This is a genomic window from Mesobacillus maritimus, from assembly GCF_023715205.1.
GTDB classification, from domain to species: Bacteria; Bacillota; Bacilli; order Bacillales; family Cytobacillaceae; genus Mesobacillus_B; species Mesobacillus_B maritimus_C.
Window position 1 is genome coordinate 125775 of record NZ_JAMBNR010000008.1, and the last position, 17901, is coordinate 143675.

General features: G+C 37.4%; 22 protein-coding genes. 7 read left to right on the forward strand and 15 right to left on the reverse strand.

The window, feature by feature from the left end; genetic code table 11:
- Nucleotides 1-284 precede the first annotated feature (284 nt).
- Nucleotides 285-716: a cytidine deaminase gene (locus M3182_RS13020; RefSeq protein ID WP_251558376.1), complete on the forward strand. Its 432-nt coding sequence runs from the start codon at nucleotides 285-287 to the stop codon at nucleotides 714-716.
- 173 nt (nucleotides 717-889) lie between these two features.
- Here M3182_RS13020 and M3182_RS13025 read toward each other — a convergent pair whose 3' ends face one another.
- From M3182_RS13025 to M3182_RS13035, 3 genes are all read right to left on the reverse strand, one after another.
- Nucleotides 890-1489, reverse strand: a complete 600-nt coding sequence (locus M3182_RS13025) for a nitroreductase family protein (protein ID WP_251427313.1) — start codon at nucleotides 1487-1489, stop codon at nucleotides 890-892.
- Nucleotides 1490-1687: 198 nt separating this feature from the next.
- A complete protein-coding gene (locus tag M3182_RS13030) occupies nucleotides 1688-2476 on the reverse strand; it encodes a PD-(D/E)XK nuclease family protein (protein WP_251558377.1) in 789 nt (262 codons plus the stop codon).
- 75 nt (nucleotides 2477-2551) lie between these two features.
- Nucleotides 2552-2833 carry a DUF2325 domain-containing protein gene (locus M3182_RS13035; RefSeq protein ID WP_251427307.1) on the reverse strand — a complete coding sequence of 94 codons (282 nt, stop codon included), beginning with the start codon at nucleotides 2831-2833 and terminating at the stop codon, nucleotides 2552-2554.
- A 539-nt stretch (nucleotides 2834-3372) separates the two neighbouring features.
- Between M3182_RS13035 and M3182_RS13040 the strand changes: the two genes are divergently transcribed.
- From M3182_RS13040 to M3182_RS13050, 3 genes are all read left to right on the forward strand, one after another.
- Nucleotides 3373-3516: a hypothetical protein gene (locus tag M3182_RS13040; RefSeq protein WP_251427304.1), complete on the forward strand. Its 144-nt coding sequence runs from the start codon at nucleotides 3373-3375 to the stop codon at nucleotides 3514-3516.
- Nucleotides 3517-3541: 25 nt separating this feature from the next.
- The gene (locus M3182_RS13045; RefSeq protein WP_251427301.1) at nucleotides 3542-3694 is read left to right on the forward strand and encodes a Nif3-like dinuclear metal center hexameric protein; all 153 of its coding nucleotides are present in this window, start codon (nucleotides 3542-3544) and stop codon (nucleotides 3692-3694) included.
- 192 nt (nucleotides 3695-3886) lie between these two features.
- Entirely contained in the window at nucleotides 3887-4132 is a 246-nt protein-coding gene (locus M3182_RS13050) for a Nif3-like dinuclear metal center hexameric protein (protein ID WP_251427298.1), read from the forward strand.
- A 35-nt stretch (nucleotides 4133-4167) separates the two neighbouring features.
- Here M3182_RS13050 and M3182_RS13055 read toward each other — a convergent pair whose 3' ends face one another.
- The 3 genes from M3182_RS13055 to M3182_RS13065 all read right to left on the reverse strand — a co-directional run bounded on the left by M3182_RS13055 (nucleotide 4168) and on the right by M3182_RS13065 (nucleotide 5622).
- A complete protein-coding gene (locus M3182_RS13055; RefSeq protein ID WP_349775453.1) occupies nucleotides 4168-4401 on the reverse strand; it encodes a Sir2 family NAD-dependent protein deacetylase in 234 nt (77 codons plus the stop codon).
- A 178-nt stretch (nucleotides 4402-4579) separates the two neighbouring features.
- Nucleotides 4580-5290 carry a DUF2161 domain-containing phosphodiesterase gene (locus tag M3182_RS13060; protein WP_251558379.1) on the reverse strand — a complete coding sequence of 237 codons (711 nt, stop codon included), beginning with the start codon at nucleotides 5288-5290 and terminating at the stop codon, nucleotides 4580-4582.
- 38 nt (nucleotides 5291-5328) lie between these two features.
- Nucleotides 5329-5622, reverse strand: coding sequence for a hypothetical protein (locus M3182_RS13065; RefSeq protein ID WP_251427288.1), 294 nt, complete (start codon nucleotides 5620-5622; stop codon nucleotides 5329-5331).
- Between the two features lie 310 nt (nucleotides 5623-5932).
- Here M3182_RS13065 and M3182_RS13070 point away from each other — a divergent pair, with 310 nt between their 5' ends.
- Nucleotides 5933-6886, forward strand: a complete 954-nt coding sequence (locus M3182_RS13070) for a cation diffusion facilitator family transporter (RefSeq protein ID WP_251427286.1) — start codon at nucleotides 5933-5935, stop codon at nucleotides 6884-6886.
- A gap of 53 nt (nucleotides 6887-6939) precedes the next feature.
- Here the strand turns inward: M3182_RS13070 and M3182_RS13075 are convergent, their stop codons facing one another.
- The 7 genes from M3182_RS13075 to M3182_RS13105 all read right to left on the reverse strand — a co-directional run bounded on the left by M3182_RS13075 (nucleotide 6940) and on the right by M3182_RS13105 (nucleotide 14990).
- Entirely contained in the window at nucleotides 6940-8013 is a 1074-nt protein-coding gene (locus M3182_RS13075; protein ID WP_251558381.1) for an ABC transporter substrate-binding protein, read from the reverse strand.
- A complete protein-coding gene (locus M3182_RS13080; protein ID WP_251427282.1) occupies nucleotides 8010-8813 on the reverse strand; it encodes an ABC transporter permease in 804 nt (267 codons plus the stop codon). The genes M3182_RS13075 and M3182_RS13080 overlap by 4 nt, the downstream gene beginning before the upstream one ends.
- Nucleotides 8814-9617: an ABC transporter permease gene (locus tag M3182_RS13085; protein WP_251558383.1), complete on the reverse strand. Its 804-nt coding sequence runs from the start codon at nucleotides 9615-9617 to the stop codon at nucleotides 8814-8816.
- The gene (locus tag M3182_RS13090; RefSeq protein ID WP_251427276.1) at nucleotides 9614-10717 is read right to left on the reverse strand and encodes an ABC transporter ATP-binding protein; all 1104 of its coding nucleotides are present in this window, start codon (nucleotides 10715-10717) and stop codon (nucleotides 9614-9616) included. The genes M3182_RS13085 and M3182_RS13090 overlap by 4 nt, the downstream gene beginning before the upstream one ends.
- 283 nt (nucleotides 10718-11000) lie before the next feature.
- Complete coding sequence (locus M3182_RS13095; RefSeq protein WP_251558385.1) at nucleotides 11001-12056, reverse strand: zinc-dependent alcohol dehydrogenase; 1056 nt, start codon at nucleotides 12054-12056, stop codon at nucleotides 11001-11003.
- Complete coding sequence (locus M3182_RS13100) at nucleotides 12040-13044, reverse strand: phosphotriesterase family protein (RefSeq protein WP_251427270.1); 1005 nt, start codon at nucleotides 13042-13044, stop codon at nucleotides 12040-12042. The genes M3182_RS13095 and M3182_RS13100 overlap by 17 nt, the downstream gene beginning before the upstream one ends.
- 278 nt (nucleotides 13045-13322) lie before the next feature.
- The gene (locus M3182_RS13105) at nucleotides 13323-14990 is read right to left on the reverse strand and encodes a long-chain fatty acid--CoA ligase (RefSeq protein WP_251558387.1); all 1668 of its coding nucleotides are present in this window, start codon (nucleotides 14988-14990) and stop codon (nucleotides 13323-13325) included.
- A 250-nt stretch (nucleotides 14991-15240) separates the two neighbouring features.
- On the opposite strand from M3182_RS13105, the gene hpaB reads away from it, so the two are divergent.
- Both hpaB and M3182_RS26175 read left to right on the forward strand, forming a co-directional pair.
- Nucleotides 15241-16680, forward strand: a complete 1440-nt coding sequence (hpaB, locus tag M3182_RS13110; RefSeq protein WP_251558389.1) for a 4-hydroxyphenylacetate 3-monooxygenase, oxygenase component — start codon at nucleotides 15241-15243, stop codon at nucleotides 16678-16680.
- A 100-nt stretch (nucleotides 16681-16780) separates the two neighbouring features.
- Complete coding sequence (locus M3182_RS26175; RefSeq protein ID WP_285868028.1) at nucleotides 16781-16903, forward strand: hypothetical protein; 123 nt, start codon at nucleotides 16781-16783, stop codon at nucleotides 16901-16903.
- A 98-nt stretch (nucleotides 16904-17001) separates the two neighbouring features.
- Here the strand turns inward: M3182_RS26175 and M3182_RS13115 are convergent, their stop codons facing one another.
- Entirely contained in the window at nucleotides 17002-17337 is a 336-nt protein-coding gene (locus M3182_RS13115) for an IDEAL domain-containing protein (protein ID WP_251427262.1), read from the reverse strand.
- Nucleotides 17338-17424: 87 nt separating this feature from the next.
- Nucleotides 17425-17838 carry an Rrf2 family transcriptional regulator gene (locus M3182_RS13120; protein ID WP_251427259.1) on the reverse strand — a complete coding sequence of 138 codons (414 nt, stop codon included), beginning with the start codon at nucleotides 17836-17838 and terminating at the stop codon, nucleotides 17425-17427.
- Nucleotides 17839-17901: the final 63 nt, after the last annotated feature.

The following is a 17901-nucleotide window of genomic DNA, read 5'->3' on the forward strand; positions in this document are numbered from 1 at the left end:
TTAATTCCGACCTTTCCTATAAGTTTTGTATAATTATATTTTATTCATTACGATGCATTTTGTACAGTAGTTTGTTTTGAGAAAATATCTATTATCAAACATGAATTGCCTTGGTTATGTTAGAATACAAAAAGTATTCACTCTCTTTAATCACCCGGGTAAAAAGTAAATTTAGTAGAAACGAATATACTAGTATTTTTCACTGGTCTATAGTTCTAATAAAATTTCTAAGGATACATAAAGTCATTACCATTGTACGCACTAGTTTGATTAGGAGGAGAACGATGTTAAAAACGAAAGCTTTAACGAACAGAGATTATGAATTGATTAAATCAGCAGAACAAGTGATTGAAAAAAATTATCGGTATGGACGTCATCATATTGGTGCAGCAGTTAGAACGAAATCTGGTACAATTTTTTCAGCGGTCCACGTAGAAGCAAACGTTGGGAGAATTACCGTATGTGGTGAGGCAATGGCGATTGGGAAGGCCATCTCTGAGGGAGATCACGAATTTGAAACGATAGTCGCTGTTGCACATCCCCATCCGCATGAAGAGATTGAGAAATGTTGGGTTGTCGCACCTTGCGGGATGTGCCGTGAACTGATTAGTGATTATGGAAAGGATACAAACATTATTCTTTCTTATCACAGTGAACTCGTAAAGTGTAATATCCTAGAATTGTTGCCAGAAAAATATACTAGCGATATAGACTAGTCTATTTATCTATTGTGATCCATCCATAGAGAAAAGCGCTTAGATTTCCTAAATCAAAGCGCTCCTACTTATTCTTAAAGGGAAACTTCATTCAGTGGAGGAGTTAAAACGGGAGAATACTATCTCTTTAACAGACTAGAAAATAGCTGAACCTTTACCATATCTTTATCTTTTTATACCGCATCATAATCATCATCACTAGTTATCCACTTTGTTACTTCTTGTACAGTCTTCCGTTTCCCACCAGGCAAGTGTCTCTTCGGGTAGCCGAAATATAGGAATCCCAACACTTCTCCTTTTTCTGATAAACCAAATAGCTTTTTCATAAGCGGATGATAAGTTGGCTTTCCTGTACGCCAATATCCAGCTACCCCTAAAGCATGGGCAGCTAACAGCATATTTTGAATCGCTGCATACACAGCACCGTACTCTTCCTGGATAATTACCCTATCGGAAGGAACATTCGGTTCAACAGCAACGGCTACAATCACTGGCGCTCGAAAAGGCTTGTCGAGGATCTTTTGAAGTTTTTTTTGGTTACTGTCACTTTTGGGATCATCCATTTCTAATTCAGCGATTTCCGCAAGAACTTTCCCCAAACGCGTTCGCCCCTCTCCCATTAAAACAAAAAACCTCCAAGGTTCTGTTCTAAAATGGCTCGGAGCCCAAGTTCCTGCTCTTAAAACTTTTTCAATCACCTCATTTGAAACATCTTGTTCTGTAACGAGCCCATTGCTCCTCCTAGTTTGAATGGCCTCAAACACTTCCACCACCAAATCCCTCCTAGTGTAGAAAGGTGCATTACAAATAATGAATGTTATTATATTGTAGTATTCATTGACTTGTATTATGTCTGGAAAGGGTTGAGAAGGTTTCTTCCTTATTAAACCACGTGTGTTGTTTACCATTTTGAAGGAGAAATCGATTCTGTTCATTTGGTACTTCAATCAGAAATCCCCCTAGAAAAATCCCTAATTCAATCTTCTAGATTTATCGTCACTTTTGTTTGCTATAGGTTCATTCGAATGAGTACATTTCGAGTGAAAAGGACACTGTTTGCACTCCTTTGATGAGCTTGGAGGCGAATATCGGTCAGGCTTCTGGACACTTTCCTTCAAATAGGTTAAATACAATATACCTCGTTGGACTTCCTCCTCAGAAGGTGTAAACGTATACCTTTTTCCTTCTAATAAATTAATAACTTCTACCTGTTCCGGTATTTTTCTAAACGCTTTCTTTGCAAATACAACCATTAAGTAATGATAAAGTTCAACCATTTCTCTATCTGCTTCTACAAGAAATTTTTTGATTTTAAAAGAATAAGTGGACCACTCTACTACCTCAAAGGTAAGGGAAACTTGACTCTCTAATTCATCTATATAAGCGTCCAGTTTCTTAAATAAAAATAAGGGGAGAGTTGTTTCTTCCTTTGATTCTAAAAAACGAAGTAGATGGTCAGTAATCTTTGCTACAACAGTATAATATTGAATTGGATTATCGAATAACATGGGATTGATTTTCTGCCAATAACGATCAATTAATTTTAATACATTCAATTTCTTTTGTTCCGATAGCGGGAGTTGATAATATTCTTGAACAATCTGATTGATGATCAACTGAACAATTTGGCGCCACTTTAGCTCACTAGAATGGTCCGACAATATATGTTGATAATAAAATTTATACGGACATCTTAAAAAAGCTTCTAAATGATAATCGGTAATCGCCTTCACAGATACCTGAGGGTGATATTCTTTCATGCAACTCATCCTCTCTTTGTTCATTCCACTATAATACATTGAGAAACATTCTCATTTTTGTATAAAAAAAACAGATTAAACTACATCTTTTAATACTTTGGCGATTGAACACCAAGAACGCTTTGCAAAGTAAATAGGGATTGATTGACTTTTTGCCCGCTTTTTTATCACGGATGTAAGATTATGGTTAACATAGTCAGTTAACACAAGAATACAATTGACCTTTTCAGGAATCTCAATATTAACCATTTTTGCTTTTCTCCCATTGACATGTAGGATTTCATCAAAACCAACCGATGTTAATTTGTCTGGTATGATACCTAAATGATCGGCACCGACAATAAGCAAGGAATTCACGATTTTTCCCTCCTATGAATGATTTCAATCTCATGTAGCCCACAACAAGGGCAAACCTCCATATCCACCAGCAGCTCATCCTTCATATAACCACACAACTCACAATGCTTCTTATTAATCGTTGTAGCCTCCTCTGATTTATGTAAGTTTATAATTTTAGAACTCGTTATTTAGTCCTTTTAATTGATAATGATTATCAATTATTATTCTAAATGAAAATGATTATCAATGTCAATAAATTTTTTCATTAGTCTGATAAAATCCGAAAAAACTACTTACAAATTAGGAACCATTTTTTTTGGTATACTATTTTATTTTCACTATTCTCACTTTTTTTCGGAAATCCCCCTTTATTTTCATCTTATAAGTTCTATTATCATAATGTCTTTTTCTATTTACGAAACAAGCAAATTACAGCCAGAAGAGCTCGAGCAATAAATTCGGTAAACAACCTAGTAATGAATTTAGGACTCTCAAAAAGCGATTTTCATAGCTAATTTAACTGGCGCCCGATAATATGAAAAAAAGGGGGGATGTTTGTGAACATTGCTAAATTTGAACAGTCTATTCAACAACTTTTTGATAGAGAATCATTAGAAGAGTTTAGAGATGACTTTGGGTTTACTAATCAAACCATTTCAACTATTGGTTATTCTACTAATTTGTCAATAAGAAGTAATTGAAAAAGCGGCAAAAAAAGAGGTGGATTTGATCCTTACGCATCACGACGCATGGGATTTTATTTATCGATTTAAAGAAGCTTGGGAAAAGAAGTTAAAAGAAGAAAACATTAGTCATTTTTGGGTTCACGGACCATTGGATTATGTTGATTTTGGGTTCTTCGACTTCTCTCATGAATGAATGAATTAAGTATCCATAAAATTCTCCGCTACTCTCATTATGATCAAGATTAGGATTATCCAGCTATTGGAGTCTTTGCTAAGCCATTAGATTTTGATGTGCTCGTAGGCAAAATGAGAACGAGATTAGCGGAGCCTGTTCGAGCATGGAAGAATAACAACATTCGAGTGAAAAAAGTGAGGTTTAACGGGAGTGCGGCATTCTACAAACCATTTAAGGTATGCATTTGACCAAGGGTGCGATACCTACATAACTGGAGAGGCAAGTTTATACACCATTCAATATGCTCATTTTATTGGATTAAACCTTCTAGTTGGAAGTCACAATTTTACTGAAATATTTGGTGTAGAGAAGCTTGCTAGAAAAATCTTGGAAATAAACGATGGGATAAAAATCATCCAATTGAATGAAAATCATTTTGAGCTTAACCACCGATAATAGGCAGAAGAAGCAGTCGTTCCTACTTCTTCTCATCACATGTCGTAAACTTTTGACGCGAAATCGATAAAATCCATAAACGCTGAAATGTTACATTTCATTGCCTCTATACTTGCCAATTCTTTTGAATTAAACTTATTCCACAACCCTGATGAAGGCGAACAAAAATCAGGCAAACCCGCTTCTGTTGACATCCCTGCTCCTGTGAAAACCACAGGATATTGGGACTCATTAAAACAACACTCGGAATTCATGAATTTTAGGCTCATTCATAAACCATTCACCTTCCCAATTAATTCTTTAGCTGAGCGGAGCATGTTGTCAAGTTAATAATCAGACAGTACATCACTTTACATAATATTATTATAGTTATATACGTAAGATTAAAATAAAAAAGAACCCTCATGAGAGCGTTCGCCTATAGTTTAAGAAGGATTCCCATGTATCTTAGCTGTCCTTCTTTATTTGTTGCAAAAAATACTCCACTAGTTCAGGATATTTTATTAACTCTTCTTTTCCCAGTTCACTAAGAATATAAGTCCCTCGTTTAACCCGTACATACCAACCATAGAAGTTTTTTGTTAAAATGGAGGAAGTTTTTTTCCCCGTCCCCAAATCCACTAATGCTTTAGGAGACAACGAGCCAAATTGATCAAGATATGTAGCAATCTGAATACAGTTCTCTTTATAAGCGGTCATAATTTTTGTCCGACTGCTACCGCCGACATTATAGTCAGCACTCCGCCCTTCTATTTCCTTCAGCAATACTTCCCGCTTACTGGTGTTTCGACTTTTACTTAAATTACGATTAAAGGGTGTTGGGTGAAAAAGCACTTCTGCTTTTGAACTTTTGCCAGGAAAAGAGACCAAAATCAATCCTAGTTCCAGTCTTCGAACTAAATGACATTTATCCTGCCATTGTCTCGAGTTCAAACGATGTTTAGGCCTTGGAATCGCAATATAAACTTGATCGGAAAGTTTTTGTCGCTTTGTCGCTTGTATTAATAAGTCTACACTCAATGTTCGCTTCAACTCAATGATGACTAGTTCGTTACCTTTAACAGCGGCAATATCACAATCCTTCACTTCCCCATATACTTCATAGCCCTCGCGAGTAAAATACTTGTGAATTGGCTTATATAAATCTACTTCTTGCATTTTCTTTTGGTCCTGAATAGGTCATCCCCACTTTATGTTCAAACTTGCTTTTCTATCTTTTCTTGTTGAACAGCTATATTTTTCTCCGGAACTCGTTTCATAAAGATGGGATAGATGCCTCCAATAAAAAAGAGAAGCCCCACAACAAAAGAGATTGCAATCCAAAAAGTGATTCCAAAACCAACAGTCTGGTAACCACCACCGTAATAATTAACATCAGGACTATTGATGTACGCTGTCATGATTGCAGCGGTTAGATGTTTTGCTGCATATAAGAAAGCTGAAATACAAATAAAAAAACAGCCGATTGCTGTTAATTCTCTTTTTATCACTATAATTTCCTCCCGTTATGTACTTTTTTCCATTTTAATAGTAACACTACTGCTTAAAACCTTACAACCTTCAATTAATTAAAGGAATTTACGCTATGATAGCAGTTAGATAGCACATAGATAATCGACACTATCTACTTTCTATCATCTGCTTTTAGCATCATTCGTGTAAAAAAAACAGCATATATCTAATCATACCTACTTCCGCCAATTTATGATAAAAGAAAAATCTACTCTCCCTCCAAATCATTGCTATAATCCAACAAAAAGTGCACACACTATCCCTATCTTTAACTAGATGGAGGAGAATATGGCACAAAAGCAAAATTTATTAAGACAAGGAAATAAATCTTCACTCATCGCTGCAACAGTTAACACAATCATTGCCATTATTAAGGGAATTGCTTATTTTTTTACTGGGAATGTCGCAATGTTCGCTGAAACGATGCACTCCCTTGGAGATGCCGCGAATCAATTCTTTGTTTTTATTGGGAGTGCATTAAGTAAGAAAATGCCAACCGAGCAATACCCAAATGGTTTTGGACGACTCGTCAACTTGGTGTTGCTTGGAGCAGTCATTATTGTCGGAATTATGAGTTACGAAACAATTAAAGAAGGCTATCACCATCTTTTGCATCCTACCGAATCAACAGGAATTATCATTAATCTTTCCGTTTTAGGTTTAGCGGTCCTACTAGAAGCCTTTGTCCTGTATAAGGCTATGAAAGAGGTTCTCCATGAAACTGGAATAGAAGCAAAAGGTTTAGGAATTTTGGCTAAAAGTTTTACCGGTTTAAAAAAAGCAAAACCAGCGACAAAGCTTGTTTTTATGGAAGACTTGGTGGCAACAATGGGTGGGATTATTGCCATCATTGGGATTTTATTATCTTATTTTGCTGGTTTACATGCTGCCGAAGGGATTGCCTCTATCATTATTGGGATAATGATGTTTTATGTAGTTGGAAAAGTATTTTTAGATAATGCAAAAGGAGTTCTCGGAGAGGCTGATGAAGAACTAGAAGAGAAAATTGGTCAATATATTTTTACCAACCACCCTGAGATTCGGGATATTAAAACGTTATATGCCCTTAAAGAAGGGGAAGACTATCACATTGAAATGAAGTTAGAAATTGATGCGTCCATATCTGTCAAAGAAGCGATTGCCTTGAAAAATATAATTGAAGGCAAAATACAAGAAATCAAAGGAGTTACAGATGTCATCATTGAATTTGATCAAGATGATGGCCTCCAAACGTGGACTTGAAGGAATTGATAACTTTAAGAGGTAAAAAAAGAAGCAGGAAATTCCTGCTTCCTTTACTTCCGATGCATTTTAAACTCGAGAAATAATTCGTTATAAAATGCCAAATTGCTTTGACCAAGGTTTTCATAAACCTCAAGTTTTTTGGTTAATTCTTCAGACGGATAAAAACGTTCGTCGCTCGTCATATCCTCAGGCATTAACTGCAGTGCCGCTTTGTTTGGAGTGGAATAGCTTACCCACTCCGTATTTTGGGCGGAAACTTCCGGGTCGAGCATAAAATTGATAAATTTATGCGCTCCTTCAACATTTTTAGCTGTTTTTGGGATGACCATACTGTCAAACCATAAGTTCGAGCCTTCACTAGGTACTACATAGTCAAGGTTTTCATTCTCGTACATAATGTCAGATGCGTCTCCCGACCACACCAAACCAATTGCCGCCTCTTCATTCGCCATCAGCATTTTGATTTCATCCCCGACTATTGCTTTTACATTTGGTGTGAGTTCATCAAGTTTTTCTTTCGCTGCTCTTAAATGGTCAACGTTTGTGTCATTAAGCGAATATCCTAGACTATTCAATCCCATCCCCATAACTTCACGGGCACCATCAATCAACAAAATTTCATTTTCAAATGCTGGATTCCAAAGGTCATTCCAGCTTGTAAGCTTTCGGTTATCAATCATCGACGGATTATATACAATCCCAACCGTCCCCCAAAAATACGGAACCGAATATTGATTTCCTGGATCAAATGGGAGATCCATAAACCGTGAATCAATATTTTTCAAATTAGGGATTTGATTATGATCGAGTGGTATTAACAAACCCTCTTCGCGCATTTTATCAATTGTATATTCCGAAGGAACGGCAACATCATAAGACGTCCCACCTTGTTGAATTTTTGTCATCATCGCTTCATTCGAATCAAATGTTTCGTAGATCACACTTATTCCTGTTTCTTCCTCAAATTGAGAGATCAACTCTGGATCTATATAATCTCCCCAGTTGTAGACGGTCAATGTATTGTCACCAGAGTATCCTTGGGATGCGTTTAAAGAAGAAATTCCCCATAACAACAACGCAGAAACAATCACAATCGCTAAAAACAGTCGAACTAATTGCTTCACTTTCTTCCCCCCGTTCCATTTGTCTTCAATCGTTGATTAATAAAGTAGTAAACGACAACCAAGACGATTGTAAACAAGAATAACAGGGTGGATAAAGCATTGATATTTAAAGAAACACCACGGCGAGCCAAGGAATAGATTTCAACAGATAATGTGCTAAATCCATTTCCAGTCACAAAAAAGGTAACCGCAAAATCATCAAGTGAGTAAGTTAAAGCCATAAAAAACCCCGCCATAATCCCTGGTGAAATGAATGGCAAGATAACCTTTGTTACCACTTCCCAGCTATTGGCTCCTAAATCCTTTGCGGCATCAACTAATGTTGGACTCATTTCATATAATTTTGGCAGCACCATCAAAACGACAATTGGTACACTAAAAGCGATGTGTGAAAGTAGCACCGAATAGAATCCAAGCTGATAACCTGCAATCGTAAACAGGATCAAGAACGATGCTCCCATGATTACATCAGGGCTGACAATCAAAACATTATTCAGTGAAAGAATCGCATTTTTACGAGACCGCTTTTTTACTGAATGAATCCCAATCGCACCAATAACTCCAATAATGGTAGCAATCAAGGCCGACAATAATGCCACGACAAGGGTATTTAACACTATAATTAATAATCTCGTATCACTAAACAGCTCTTGATACCATTCAAGCGTGAAACCCTCAAAATCATACATAGTGCCACCACTATTAAACGAATAAAAAACCAAAAAGAAGATCGGCGCATAAAGGATCACAAAAATCACAATCAAAAAGAATTTTGATACAGGGGATAATTTCTGGTCCATTTACACCCCTCGCTTTCTTTTCCCTGTTAAAGCCATGAACAGGAACATAATTAAAATTAAGAAGACAGCAATTGTGGAACCCATTCCCCAATCTTGTGTAACAAGAAAATGTTGCTCAATAGCTGTTCCTAGGGTAATCACACGGTTTCCAGCAATCAATCTTGTCAGCATGAACAAGGATAGAGCAGGTATAAACACAACCTGACAGCCAGATTTAACCCCTTCCATCGTTAATGGAAAAATGACACGTCGGAATGTTGTCCATTTTGACGCACCTAAATCATTTGCAGCATCGATTAACGCTGGATTCAATTGATTTAAAGAATTAAAGATTGGCAAAATCATAAACGGAATAAAAATATATACCGCAACAAAGATAAAACTGAAATCTGTAAACAGGATTTGTTGTGTCCCAATGCCAATGGCCTCTAAAAAACGATTGGTAATCCCATAGGTACCAAAAATCCCTATAAAGGCATACGCTTTTAACAACAAATTAATCCATGATGGAACAATAATAAGCAACAACCATAATTGCTTATGTTTTGTTCTCGTTAACAATAAAGCCGTTGGATAAGCGATCAGTAAGCTAAACAATGTGATCAAAAACGAGTACCAAAACGAACTTAATGCCATCTTTAAGTATTTTGGTGTAAAGAATTTTTCATAATTTGCTAATGAAAAGTCGCCATTTATGTCTAAAAAAGAATAATAGACCACGAGGACGATCGGTGCGATGACAAAGAAAATCATCCACAACGTATAAGGAAGCATATACAGTTGACGAGTTACTTTTTGATTCATTTCCCGTCTCCATCCTTATAGGACTCTAAACGGCGGTCAAACTCTTCTTCTGTTTCTCCTAAACGCATGACGTGGATGGCTTCTGGATCGAAATATAAACCAATCTGATCCCCGACGGTTGCTTTTTTTGTTGAATGCACAAGCCACTCATTTCCAGCGGTATCATAGCAGCAAATCTCGTAATGAACTCCACGGAATAATTGTGAATCTACTTGTACTTGTAATTTACCTTTTTCTATACTTGTAATCTCTAAATCTTCGGGACGGATGACAATTTCGACTGGTTCGTTTGTATCAAAGCCCTGGTCTACACAATCAAATTGTTTCCCAGTGAAGGAAACCAAATAATCCTTGATCATGGTTCCTTTTACAATATTCGATTCGCCAATAAAATCAGCTACAAATCGGTTTATCGGCTCATCATAAATATCTGTTGGCGTACCGCTTTGCTGGATTTTCCCTTTATTTAAAACAAAAATTTCATCGGACATTGCTAAGGCTTCTTCTTGATCATGCGTAACAAAAATGAACGTAATCCCTAAACGTTTCTGCAAATCTCGTAATTCGTATTGCATTTCTGTACGTAGTTTTAAATCGAGCGCTGACAATGGTTCATCAAGCAAAATCACCTCAGGCTCATTAACAATCGCTCTCGCAATCGCAACACGTTGACGTTGCCCGCCTGACATCTCTTTAATTTCTCTTTGCTCATAGCCAGCAAGATTCACGAAATGAAGTGCTTCTTTTACTCTTTGTTCAATATCAGTTTTCTTTAACTTTTTAATCCGTAAGCCGAAAGCCACATTTTCAAACACATTTAAATGAGGAAACAGCGCATAATCCTGAAAAACAGTATTTACTTGCCGTTTATTCGCTGGAAGGTCATTGATTTTCTTTCCATTAAAATAAATTTCCCCAGAAGTAGCTTCGGTAAAACCAGCGATTAACCTTAAAATCGTCGTTTTCCCACATCCTGATGGTCCTAAAAGGGTATAAAATTTCCCCCTTTCGATTTCAAAACTTACATCATCCAACACAGCAGGGTCATTGTCATATTGCTTTGTCACATTATTAAATTGAATAATTGTCGAGTTTGTCATAATGACCTCCTTATACCAATCTATATCAGTCCTGTTCTAATACAAGAAACATACTTTAAACATGTAAAAACCACTAAATCACCGCACCAATTATACACCAGCCTACAAATTTTTCAAGAAAGAAGTGTGCAATTGCAAGCTAATTTTATAACAAGCGAAATTCCATCTATACAAAGCTTTCAAATACGGAACAACATGATTATTTTTCAATACAAAAAAGCCTCGAATACAACGAGGCTTTTTAAGGAGATTAGTTTCAGACAAAGGTTAATAGGTAGTAACTTTATGGAAAGTTTACAACCACCCTGATTGGGTTTTCGACTTTTTCATGTAAATAACGCAGGGCCGTATTAACCTCCTCTAATGGGAAAGTATGCGTGATGGATTCTTCGACATTTAGTTTCCCTGCGGCAACAAGCTCAACCAACTGTTCAATTGTTTGTTTCGTGAAACCATACGAACCGAGAAGTGAAAGTTGTTTTCTAACGAAAATGGTAGGTGGTAGCACCGAAATGGGTTCTGGACCTAAACCTACAACAACGGTTCGTCCACCTATTGCAACAGATTCAACTGCTTGAGCAATAGTGTTTTGCAAACCAATAAACTCAGCGGAAACATCCACCCCAAATCCGTTCGTCATGTTATTTATGCGATCAACTGGTGATTCTTTACTTGGATTAATTGTAACATCGGCACCTAAGCTTTTTGCTCTTTCCAATTGATCATCACGGGTATCAATGACAAAAATTTGTTTAGCACCAGCTAACTTTGCAATTTGTACCGCATGAAGACCTAAACCTCCAGCACCAAATATCGCGATTGACTCTCCCGGTTTTAACTGTGCACGGTCAATCAACGCGTGAAACGGAGTCGCGATAGCATCAGTGATAATCGCTCCAACTTCAAATGGAACCTGCTCAGGAAGCCTAACTAAATTTTTTGCTGGTATATTTAGGTACTCAGCGAGAGCACCATCCCGTTGAATCCCAATCACTTGTCGACTTAAACAAATTTCAGCATGCCCATTTATACAGTTAGAACAAGAACCACAGAAAATCCCTGGAGTAATTGAAACACGGTCCCCCGGCTTCCACCCTGTAACATCCTTTCCGACAGCAGCTACCACGCCTGAAGGTTCATGCCCGAGAATAATTGGTTTATGAGAAGTTGGGGTTACCCCCTCATAAACGATATGAACATCAGAACCGCACAATCCGACCGCTTTGATTTCCACTAATACTTCATCATCCCGAATCTCGGGAGTGGGGATTTCTTCTACTTTAAGGGGCTCATTGACTTCGTAGAATCGAGCAGCCTTCATTTTACTTGGAATTGCCAAATTCTACTCCTCCTATTTCAACATTGGCGGACGATTTTGTTTGATTACTTCCTTCAAACCAATGGCGAGCATTATCAACCATCATCAACTTGATTTGTTCCTCGGTCACTCCATTATTTCTCAATTCTGGAATAATTTCTTCAAGAACAAAACTCATTGTCCATTTTGGATACATAAGCCCTGGTGCTTCTTCAGGGTACCAATCAATTGTACAGCAATGATCTTGCGATAAGAACATCCGGTCAGCATAACCCTTTTTCGCCAATTCAATTACAGTTGTATTTCGATTCTCGGTTGCACATTCACCTGTTAACCCATAACGATCCATGCCTATAAAACAACCATATTCAATGACCTGTAAAATATATTCCATATTGTCTGTATCACCAGTATGTCCGATTAAAATTCTACTTGGATCAACTCCTTCTTCTATTAATATATCTAGCTGGTTTATGCCCGTTCCTGTCCCAGGATGCGAATGAGTCATGATTGGTACTCCAGTTTTCTTATGTGCACGTGCGACCGCACGGATAACTTTTTCAACATCTGGTGTAACCCCCTGTGCATCTGTTGCACATTTTAAGAAACCGGCTTTTATCGAAGTGTTTTGGATACCTACTTCAATGTCGCGGACAAATAATTCAGCCATATAGTCAATATCACGGTTTTGGAAATGTGGCGGGATATAATGATAAGAATAAATTCCTGTTGCAGCAATGATCTGAACCCCAGTTTCACGAGAGACTCTTTCAATAAAGCGGATGTCACGGCCAAGTTCCATAACAGTAGGATCACAAATCGTGTTTACTCCAAGCTTTTTCACATTGTTTACTTGTTGAACCGCTTTAACGAACTCTTTCTCTTCATCGTATAAATGTGGAAATTGAAGAAAGACAGATTCTGAACGAACACGCATATGTTCATGAATCAATGTTAAACCCAATTTGGACGTCTCAACTGGACCAGTTACAGATTGAATTAATGTCATTCAATACTCCCCTTTCACTTAGGTAATAATTTTAGTAATTCATAACTCATAGCGCGACCATCATGATTTTGATTTGCAAAATATGTATTTTCATTGTTGGTAACGCTTCCAATTCAAAAACAACTATAGAAAATTATGAATTATCTGATAACAATAGTACCAGCGTCTTTCCCTCGGTGTCAATATTGGTTTGTTAGGTTTTAACAGTTTCATTTGCTTTTTAAAATAGATAACCTTCCCCCTCTATTGTGAGAGAAGGTTATCAGCACTTACCAAACCTACCCTTTCACTTTGTGTTCTTCTTGTTCTTGAAGCTTTCTCCACAAAATTTTCCCACTCCCAGACATTGGAAGAGCATCGAGGAATTGTATAATCCTTGGAATTTTATAGGTTGCCATATGCTCTTTGGACCAACTAATAATTTCTTCTTCCGTTGTTCCTTTGCCTTGCTCATTTAAGACAATAAAAGCCTTTACCGTTTCACCTCGTCTAGCATCAGGTACTCCAATCACACAGGCATTTTGAACGGATGGATGTTTGTATAACGTCATTTCTACTTCCGCTGGCCATACTTTAAACCCGGAAGCATTGATCATCCGCTTAACTCGATCCACTATAAAGAAATACCCCTCCTCATCATAACGAGCAATATCTCCAGTTCTAAAAAATTCCTTTCCATCAAGCTTCACAAACGCACCTTTTGTCTCTTCTGGACGGTTCCAATAGCCTTTAAAGATTTGGTTTCCTGTCACAATAACTTCGCCTTCTTCATTCGGTCCAAGTTCCTTAAGCGTGACCGGGTCAACCACTCTAGCATCCACATCGAACTGTGGCATCCCTAAGCATTGTAGCTTTGGCCTTTCTAGTGGATTTTGATGAATTTGCGACATCGTTTCTGTTAAACCATACCCTTCCACATAACGAAGCCCAGTCAATTCATAAAGTTTCTCTCCGACCGCTTCTGGTAGTGGCGCACCGCCACCACCAATCATTTTCAGCGATTTTATCGCTCCTTTTGTTAATCTTGGATTTGCTAAGAAATCGACAACCATCGTCGAGATATTTGTCCAGCGAGTAACTTGGTAACGTTCAATTAAGGTTAATGCTACATCACGGTCCCAACGAGTCATGAGCACCATTGTTCCACCAAGATAAATCGGTCCGTTCATACTATGTTGCATTCCTGTGACATGGAATAGTGGCAAGGTTGATAAACCAACATCTGCCGGAGAAGAGTTTGCCCAGACAATTCCGCCTAACAATGTCGCTTGTAACGTTTTATGTGTATGCATACAGCCTTTTGGTTTCCCTGTTGTGCCCGACGTATACGGCAAACAACACAAATCATCAGCTATTGCCTCGCTTGGTCTTGGATTTTTATTGGCAGCTAGTGTTTCTTCCCAATCGATAATTGCTTCGGAATGAAAAGACTCCTTAGCAGCAGCTACAACCGGAGGTATCGCATATTCGACGTCATGTTGGGCATAGTCCGAATACGTAGCTACAATAATCTTTTTCAATGGAGAGCTACCTAAACAAGGTTTAATTTCCGGCATTAACTCTTGCCCAACCATTGCCACTTTTGCGTCACAGTCAGCTAAATAAAAAGAGACTTCATCTTTTACATTCATCGGATTTATTGGAACTACCACTGCGTCCAAACGCATGATTGCATAATAAGCGATCATATATTGCGGTGAATTTTGCATATATAAGACCACGCGATCGCCTTTTTCCACTCCAAGCTCATGCTGCAAATAGCCGGCTAATTGATTCACTTCTTTGTGAAGCTGTTTATAACTTATTTCATTTCCATAGAAAACAATAGCTGTCTTATCCGGATAGCGCTTCGTCGTAACCTCTAAGTTGTCATAGATTGTGGTCTCAGGAATTGGTAACGATTTTGGTAAACGTTTTGGCCAAAACTCAAAATGCCTTGAAAACATATTTGCTCCACCACCATTTAAATTTTTATTTAAGTTAATTGGAATCGCTTACAAATATCTTAATTTAAATTATAACAGAATATTCCGACTATATTAACGATTGTTTTACATAACTTAATAATGTATCTGTTAATGCCTAAAATTAATGAATCAAGGAAATGTGTCTTGGAAAAGCAAGCTTTGCTAACATTCTTCATATATTGATTGGAAAACGATTTCCCTCAAATACACCGTAAAAGGAGAGGGTAAGATGTCAGCATGTGATGGCGCGACCTACCTTCAGAGAATCGGAAACTTAGATTCTGAAATATGGCTCGATGGACAAAAAATTAATGGTAATCTATGTGACCATTACGCTTTTAAAGGAATTCTAAAAAGTAAAGCAAAGCTCTTTGATATGCAATTATCATCTGACAAAGTGGATTTTATGACATTTAAATCGCCATTAACTGGCGAACGTGTGGGAACATCTTTTATGGAACCCCGTAGTAAAGAGGATTTAGAAAGACGAAGACTAACAACGCAAGAGTGGGCGAAAACATCTGGTGGAATGATGGGGCGGTCTCCTGATTATATGAATACTGGATTAATGGCATTGGCTGCCGCCTGTGACGTATTTGAAGATGATGATTGCTGTGATCAACGAATAAAAATGCTTTATGAGACAGCCCGCGAAAAAGATCTAACCTTTTCGCATACATTTGTCAATCCTCAAGTGAACCGATCATCAGCCTACTTAGAAAAAGACGAATCCCTTATCTCTGCTCGTATAGTTAATACCACTAGTGATGGGATCATCATGAAAGGCGCACGTTTGTTAGCTACTCAGGGTGGGATCACTGATGAGTTGTTAGTATTACCGATTGGGGGGAAATACATTGATGAGGCTTCTCTCTATGCATTTTCAATTCCAAGTGATACAAAAAATCTTAAATTTATCTGTAGAGAATCCTTTACCTACCGGCCCTCGCAATTCGACCATCCCTTAGCCTCCCGATTTGAAGAAATTGATACAATTGTCGTATTTGATGATGTTCTAGTTCCATGGGAACGTGTTTTTTTATATAAAAATTACAACATTGTAGCAAGGATGTATGAAGAATCACAATTCAATACTTTTTTACTCCACCAAACCGTTGCTCGACAAACTGTTAAAACCGAATTTTTATTAGGTGTTGCTCAGCTAATCGTCGATACCATTGATATCGGTGAGTATTTACATGTAAAAGAAAAAGTCAGCGAACTTATTATTGGATATGAAACCATGAAGTCCTTATTGTTAGCTTCTGAACTAGAAGCAACCGTAAATCAACGTGGAACAATGATTCCAGATGCCAATCCATTATATGCAGCCATTACAAGCTTTCCTCGATTTTACCCTAGGTTTACTGAAATATTACAATTACTTGGTGCGAGTGGACTCATTTCCATTCCTACTGAACAAGATTTTGAATCGCCTATCCAAGAGGATTTACAAAAATACCTTCAAGGTGCTACTTGTGATGCAAAGGTACGGACGCAGCTTTTTAGACTGGCTTGGGATATTAGCACAAGTGCATTCGGAGGCAGACAAACGCTTTACGAACGTTTCTTTTTTGGTGACCCTATTAGATTAAACACGAGCCTTTACAACGGCTACTCAAAGGAAAGGGCCATTTCATTGGCTAAGTCGCTATTAGAAGAAAAATAATTTTCATGTGTCTTTTTCACTAAAAAATATTTAAGAATAAGTGTAAAAAAGAATAAGGGTCTGCGATTTGAGCCATATTTTTGATGAAAGGATGATGAATATGGCCCATAAACACCTAAAAAACCAAGTAATCTATGTTTCAAACCGAGCATATGATCAACTCCAAACAACGAACAAAACTTCGAAATCAACGAAGAAACAAAAGAAAGAGCTAGAAGAATAATGAGAAATGAAGCCTGCTCGGTAAGATGAACATTCAATCTTAGTGGGCAGGCTTCACTTTTCACGATCTTATATATTTTACCGATTTGAGTTATTAAATTAAGTAGTCTCTCTTACTAACTGTTCCATTGTTTGGATTTTCGAAGAAAGTTCCAAGAACCACTCCTCATCTCCCGTAGAAAGAGCCAAATCAATTAAGAAACGGATTTGCTCTTTGTTTGTTACATTTGATTCAGGTAAAATTTTCACCTGGTGAATGTTTAATTGAAAGGTGCAACTGATTGAGTTAGGATTATCACTTTTAACTACTTTCACGTTGACCAGTTCTTCAAGTATATTTATTGAATCAATATATCCAATGATCAGTTCACCATCACGTGAACTCCCTTTTACCCAATCCCCTATTTTTAAAATTTTGTTTTTATTTGGAAGCATTCTTTTCACCTACTTAAAATTTCATTTTCCACCTTGACTATCTGTAATTTATTTTATTACATTTCAAACAAAAAATAAGGTATAAATCTATGATTGTTGATTAATTAAATCGACAATATCCTTAATTGAATAATTTTTCAAGTATTCTCCAAGGTGCTCCTCAGCTCCTAAAAAAATACGAAACAAAACATGGTGCATATTAGCCCCTACAATACATTCTTCATTCGAATTTGGACACTTAGGCTGAAGGGCACCTTCACTTGTAATTTTGTAGATGTCCCATAGATTCACTTCACTTAGCTCTGTTGCAAAAATGAATCCCCCACCTATTCCTTCTTTTGATTTAATCCAGCCTTGTCTTTTTAATAAACTCAATATCTTTCGTATCCGAACTGGATGAACTCCAGCACTTTCTGATATGGTCTCACTTGTCGCCATCCGATCTGGCTGAAGTGCAAGCAGTGTTAAGCTATGAATCGCAAGGGTAAAATCGCTGTTCATTCTTATCCTCCTAACGCAATCTGTCTAAGAGCGCATTGAATCAGCTTATACTGAAATCGCAAA

Bases quoted from the DNA above. Each gene is read 5' to 3' on its own strand.
- M3182_RS26175 (WP_285868028.1), top strand. From the start codon at position 16,781: ATGGCCCATAAACACCTAAAAAACCAAGTAATCTATGTTTCAAACCGA.
- M3182_RS13080 (WP_251427282.1), bottom strand. From the start codon at position 8,813: ATGGACCAGAAATTATCCCCTGTATCAAAATTCTTTTTGATTGTGATT.
- M3182_RS13070 (WP_251427286.1), top strand. From the start codon at position 5,933: ATGGCACAAAAGCAAAATTTATTAAGACAAGGAAATAAATCTTCACTC.
- hpaB (WP_251558389.1), top strand. From the start codon at position 15,241: ATGTCAGCATGTGATGGCGCGACCTACCTTCAGAGAATCGGAAACTTA.
- M3182_RS13100 (WP_251427270.1), bottom strand. From the start codon at position 13,044: ATGACATTAATTCAATCTGTAACTGGTCCAGTTGAGACGTCCAAATTG.
- M3182_RS13020 (WP_251558376.1), top strand. From the start codon at position 285: ATGTTAAAAACGAAAGCTTTAACGAACAGAGATTATGAATTGATTAAA.
- M3182_RS13055 (WP_349775453.1), bottom strand. From the start codon at position 4,401: ATGAGCCTAAAATTCATGAATTCCGAGTGTTGTTTTAATGAGTCCCAA.
- M3182_RS13085 (WP_251558383.1), bottom strand. From the start codon at position 9,617: ATGAATCAAAAAGTAACTCGTCAACTGTATATGCTTCCTTATACGTTG.
- M3182_RS13090 (WP_251427276.1), bottom strand. From the start codon at position 10,717: ATGACAAACTCGACAATTATTCAATTTAATAATGTGACAAAGCAATAT.
- M3182_RS13120 (WP_251427259.1), bottom strand. From the start codon at position 17,838: ATGAACAGCGATTTTACCCTTGCGATTCATAGCTTAACACTGCTTGCA.
- M3182_RS13115 (WP_251427262.1), bottom strand. From the start codon at position 17,337: ATGCTTCCAAATAAAAACAAAATTTTAAAAATAGGGGATTGGGTAAAA.
- M3182_RS13060 (WP_251558379.1), bottom strand. From the start codon at position 5,290: ATGCAAGAAGTAGATTTATATAAGCCAATTCACAAGTATTTTACTCGC.
- M3182_RS13105 (WP_251558387.1), bottom strand. From the start codon at position 14,990: ATGTTTTCAAGGCATTTTGAGTTTTGGCCAAAACGTTTACCAAAATCG.
- M3182_RS13030 (WP_251558377.1), bottom strand. From the start codon at position 2,476: ATGAAAGAATATCACCCTCAGGTATCTGTGAAGGCGATTACCGATTAT.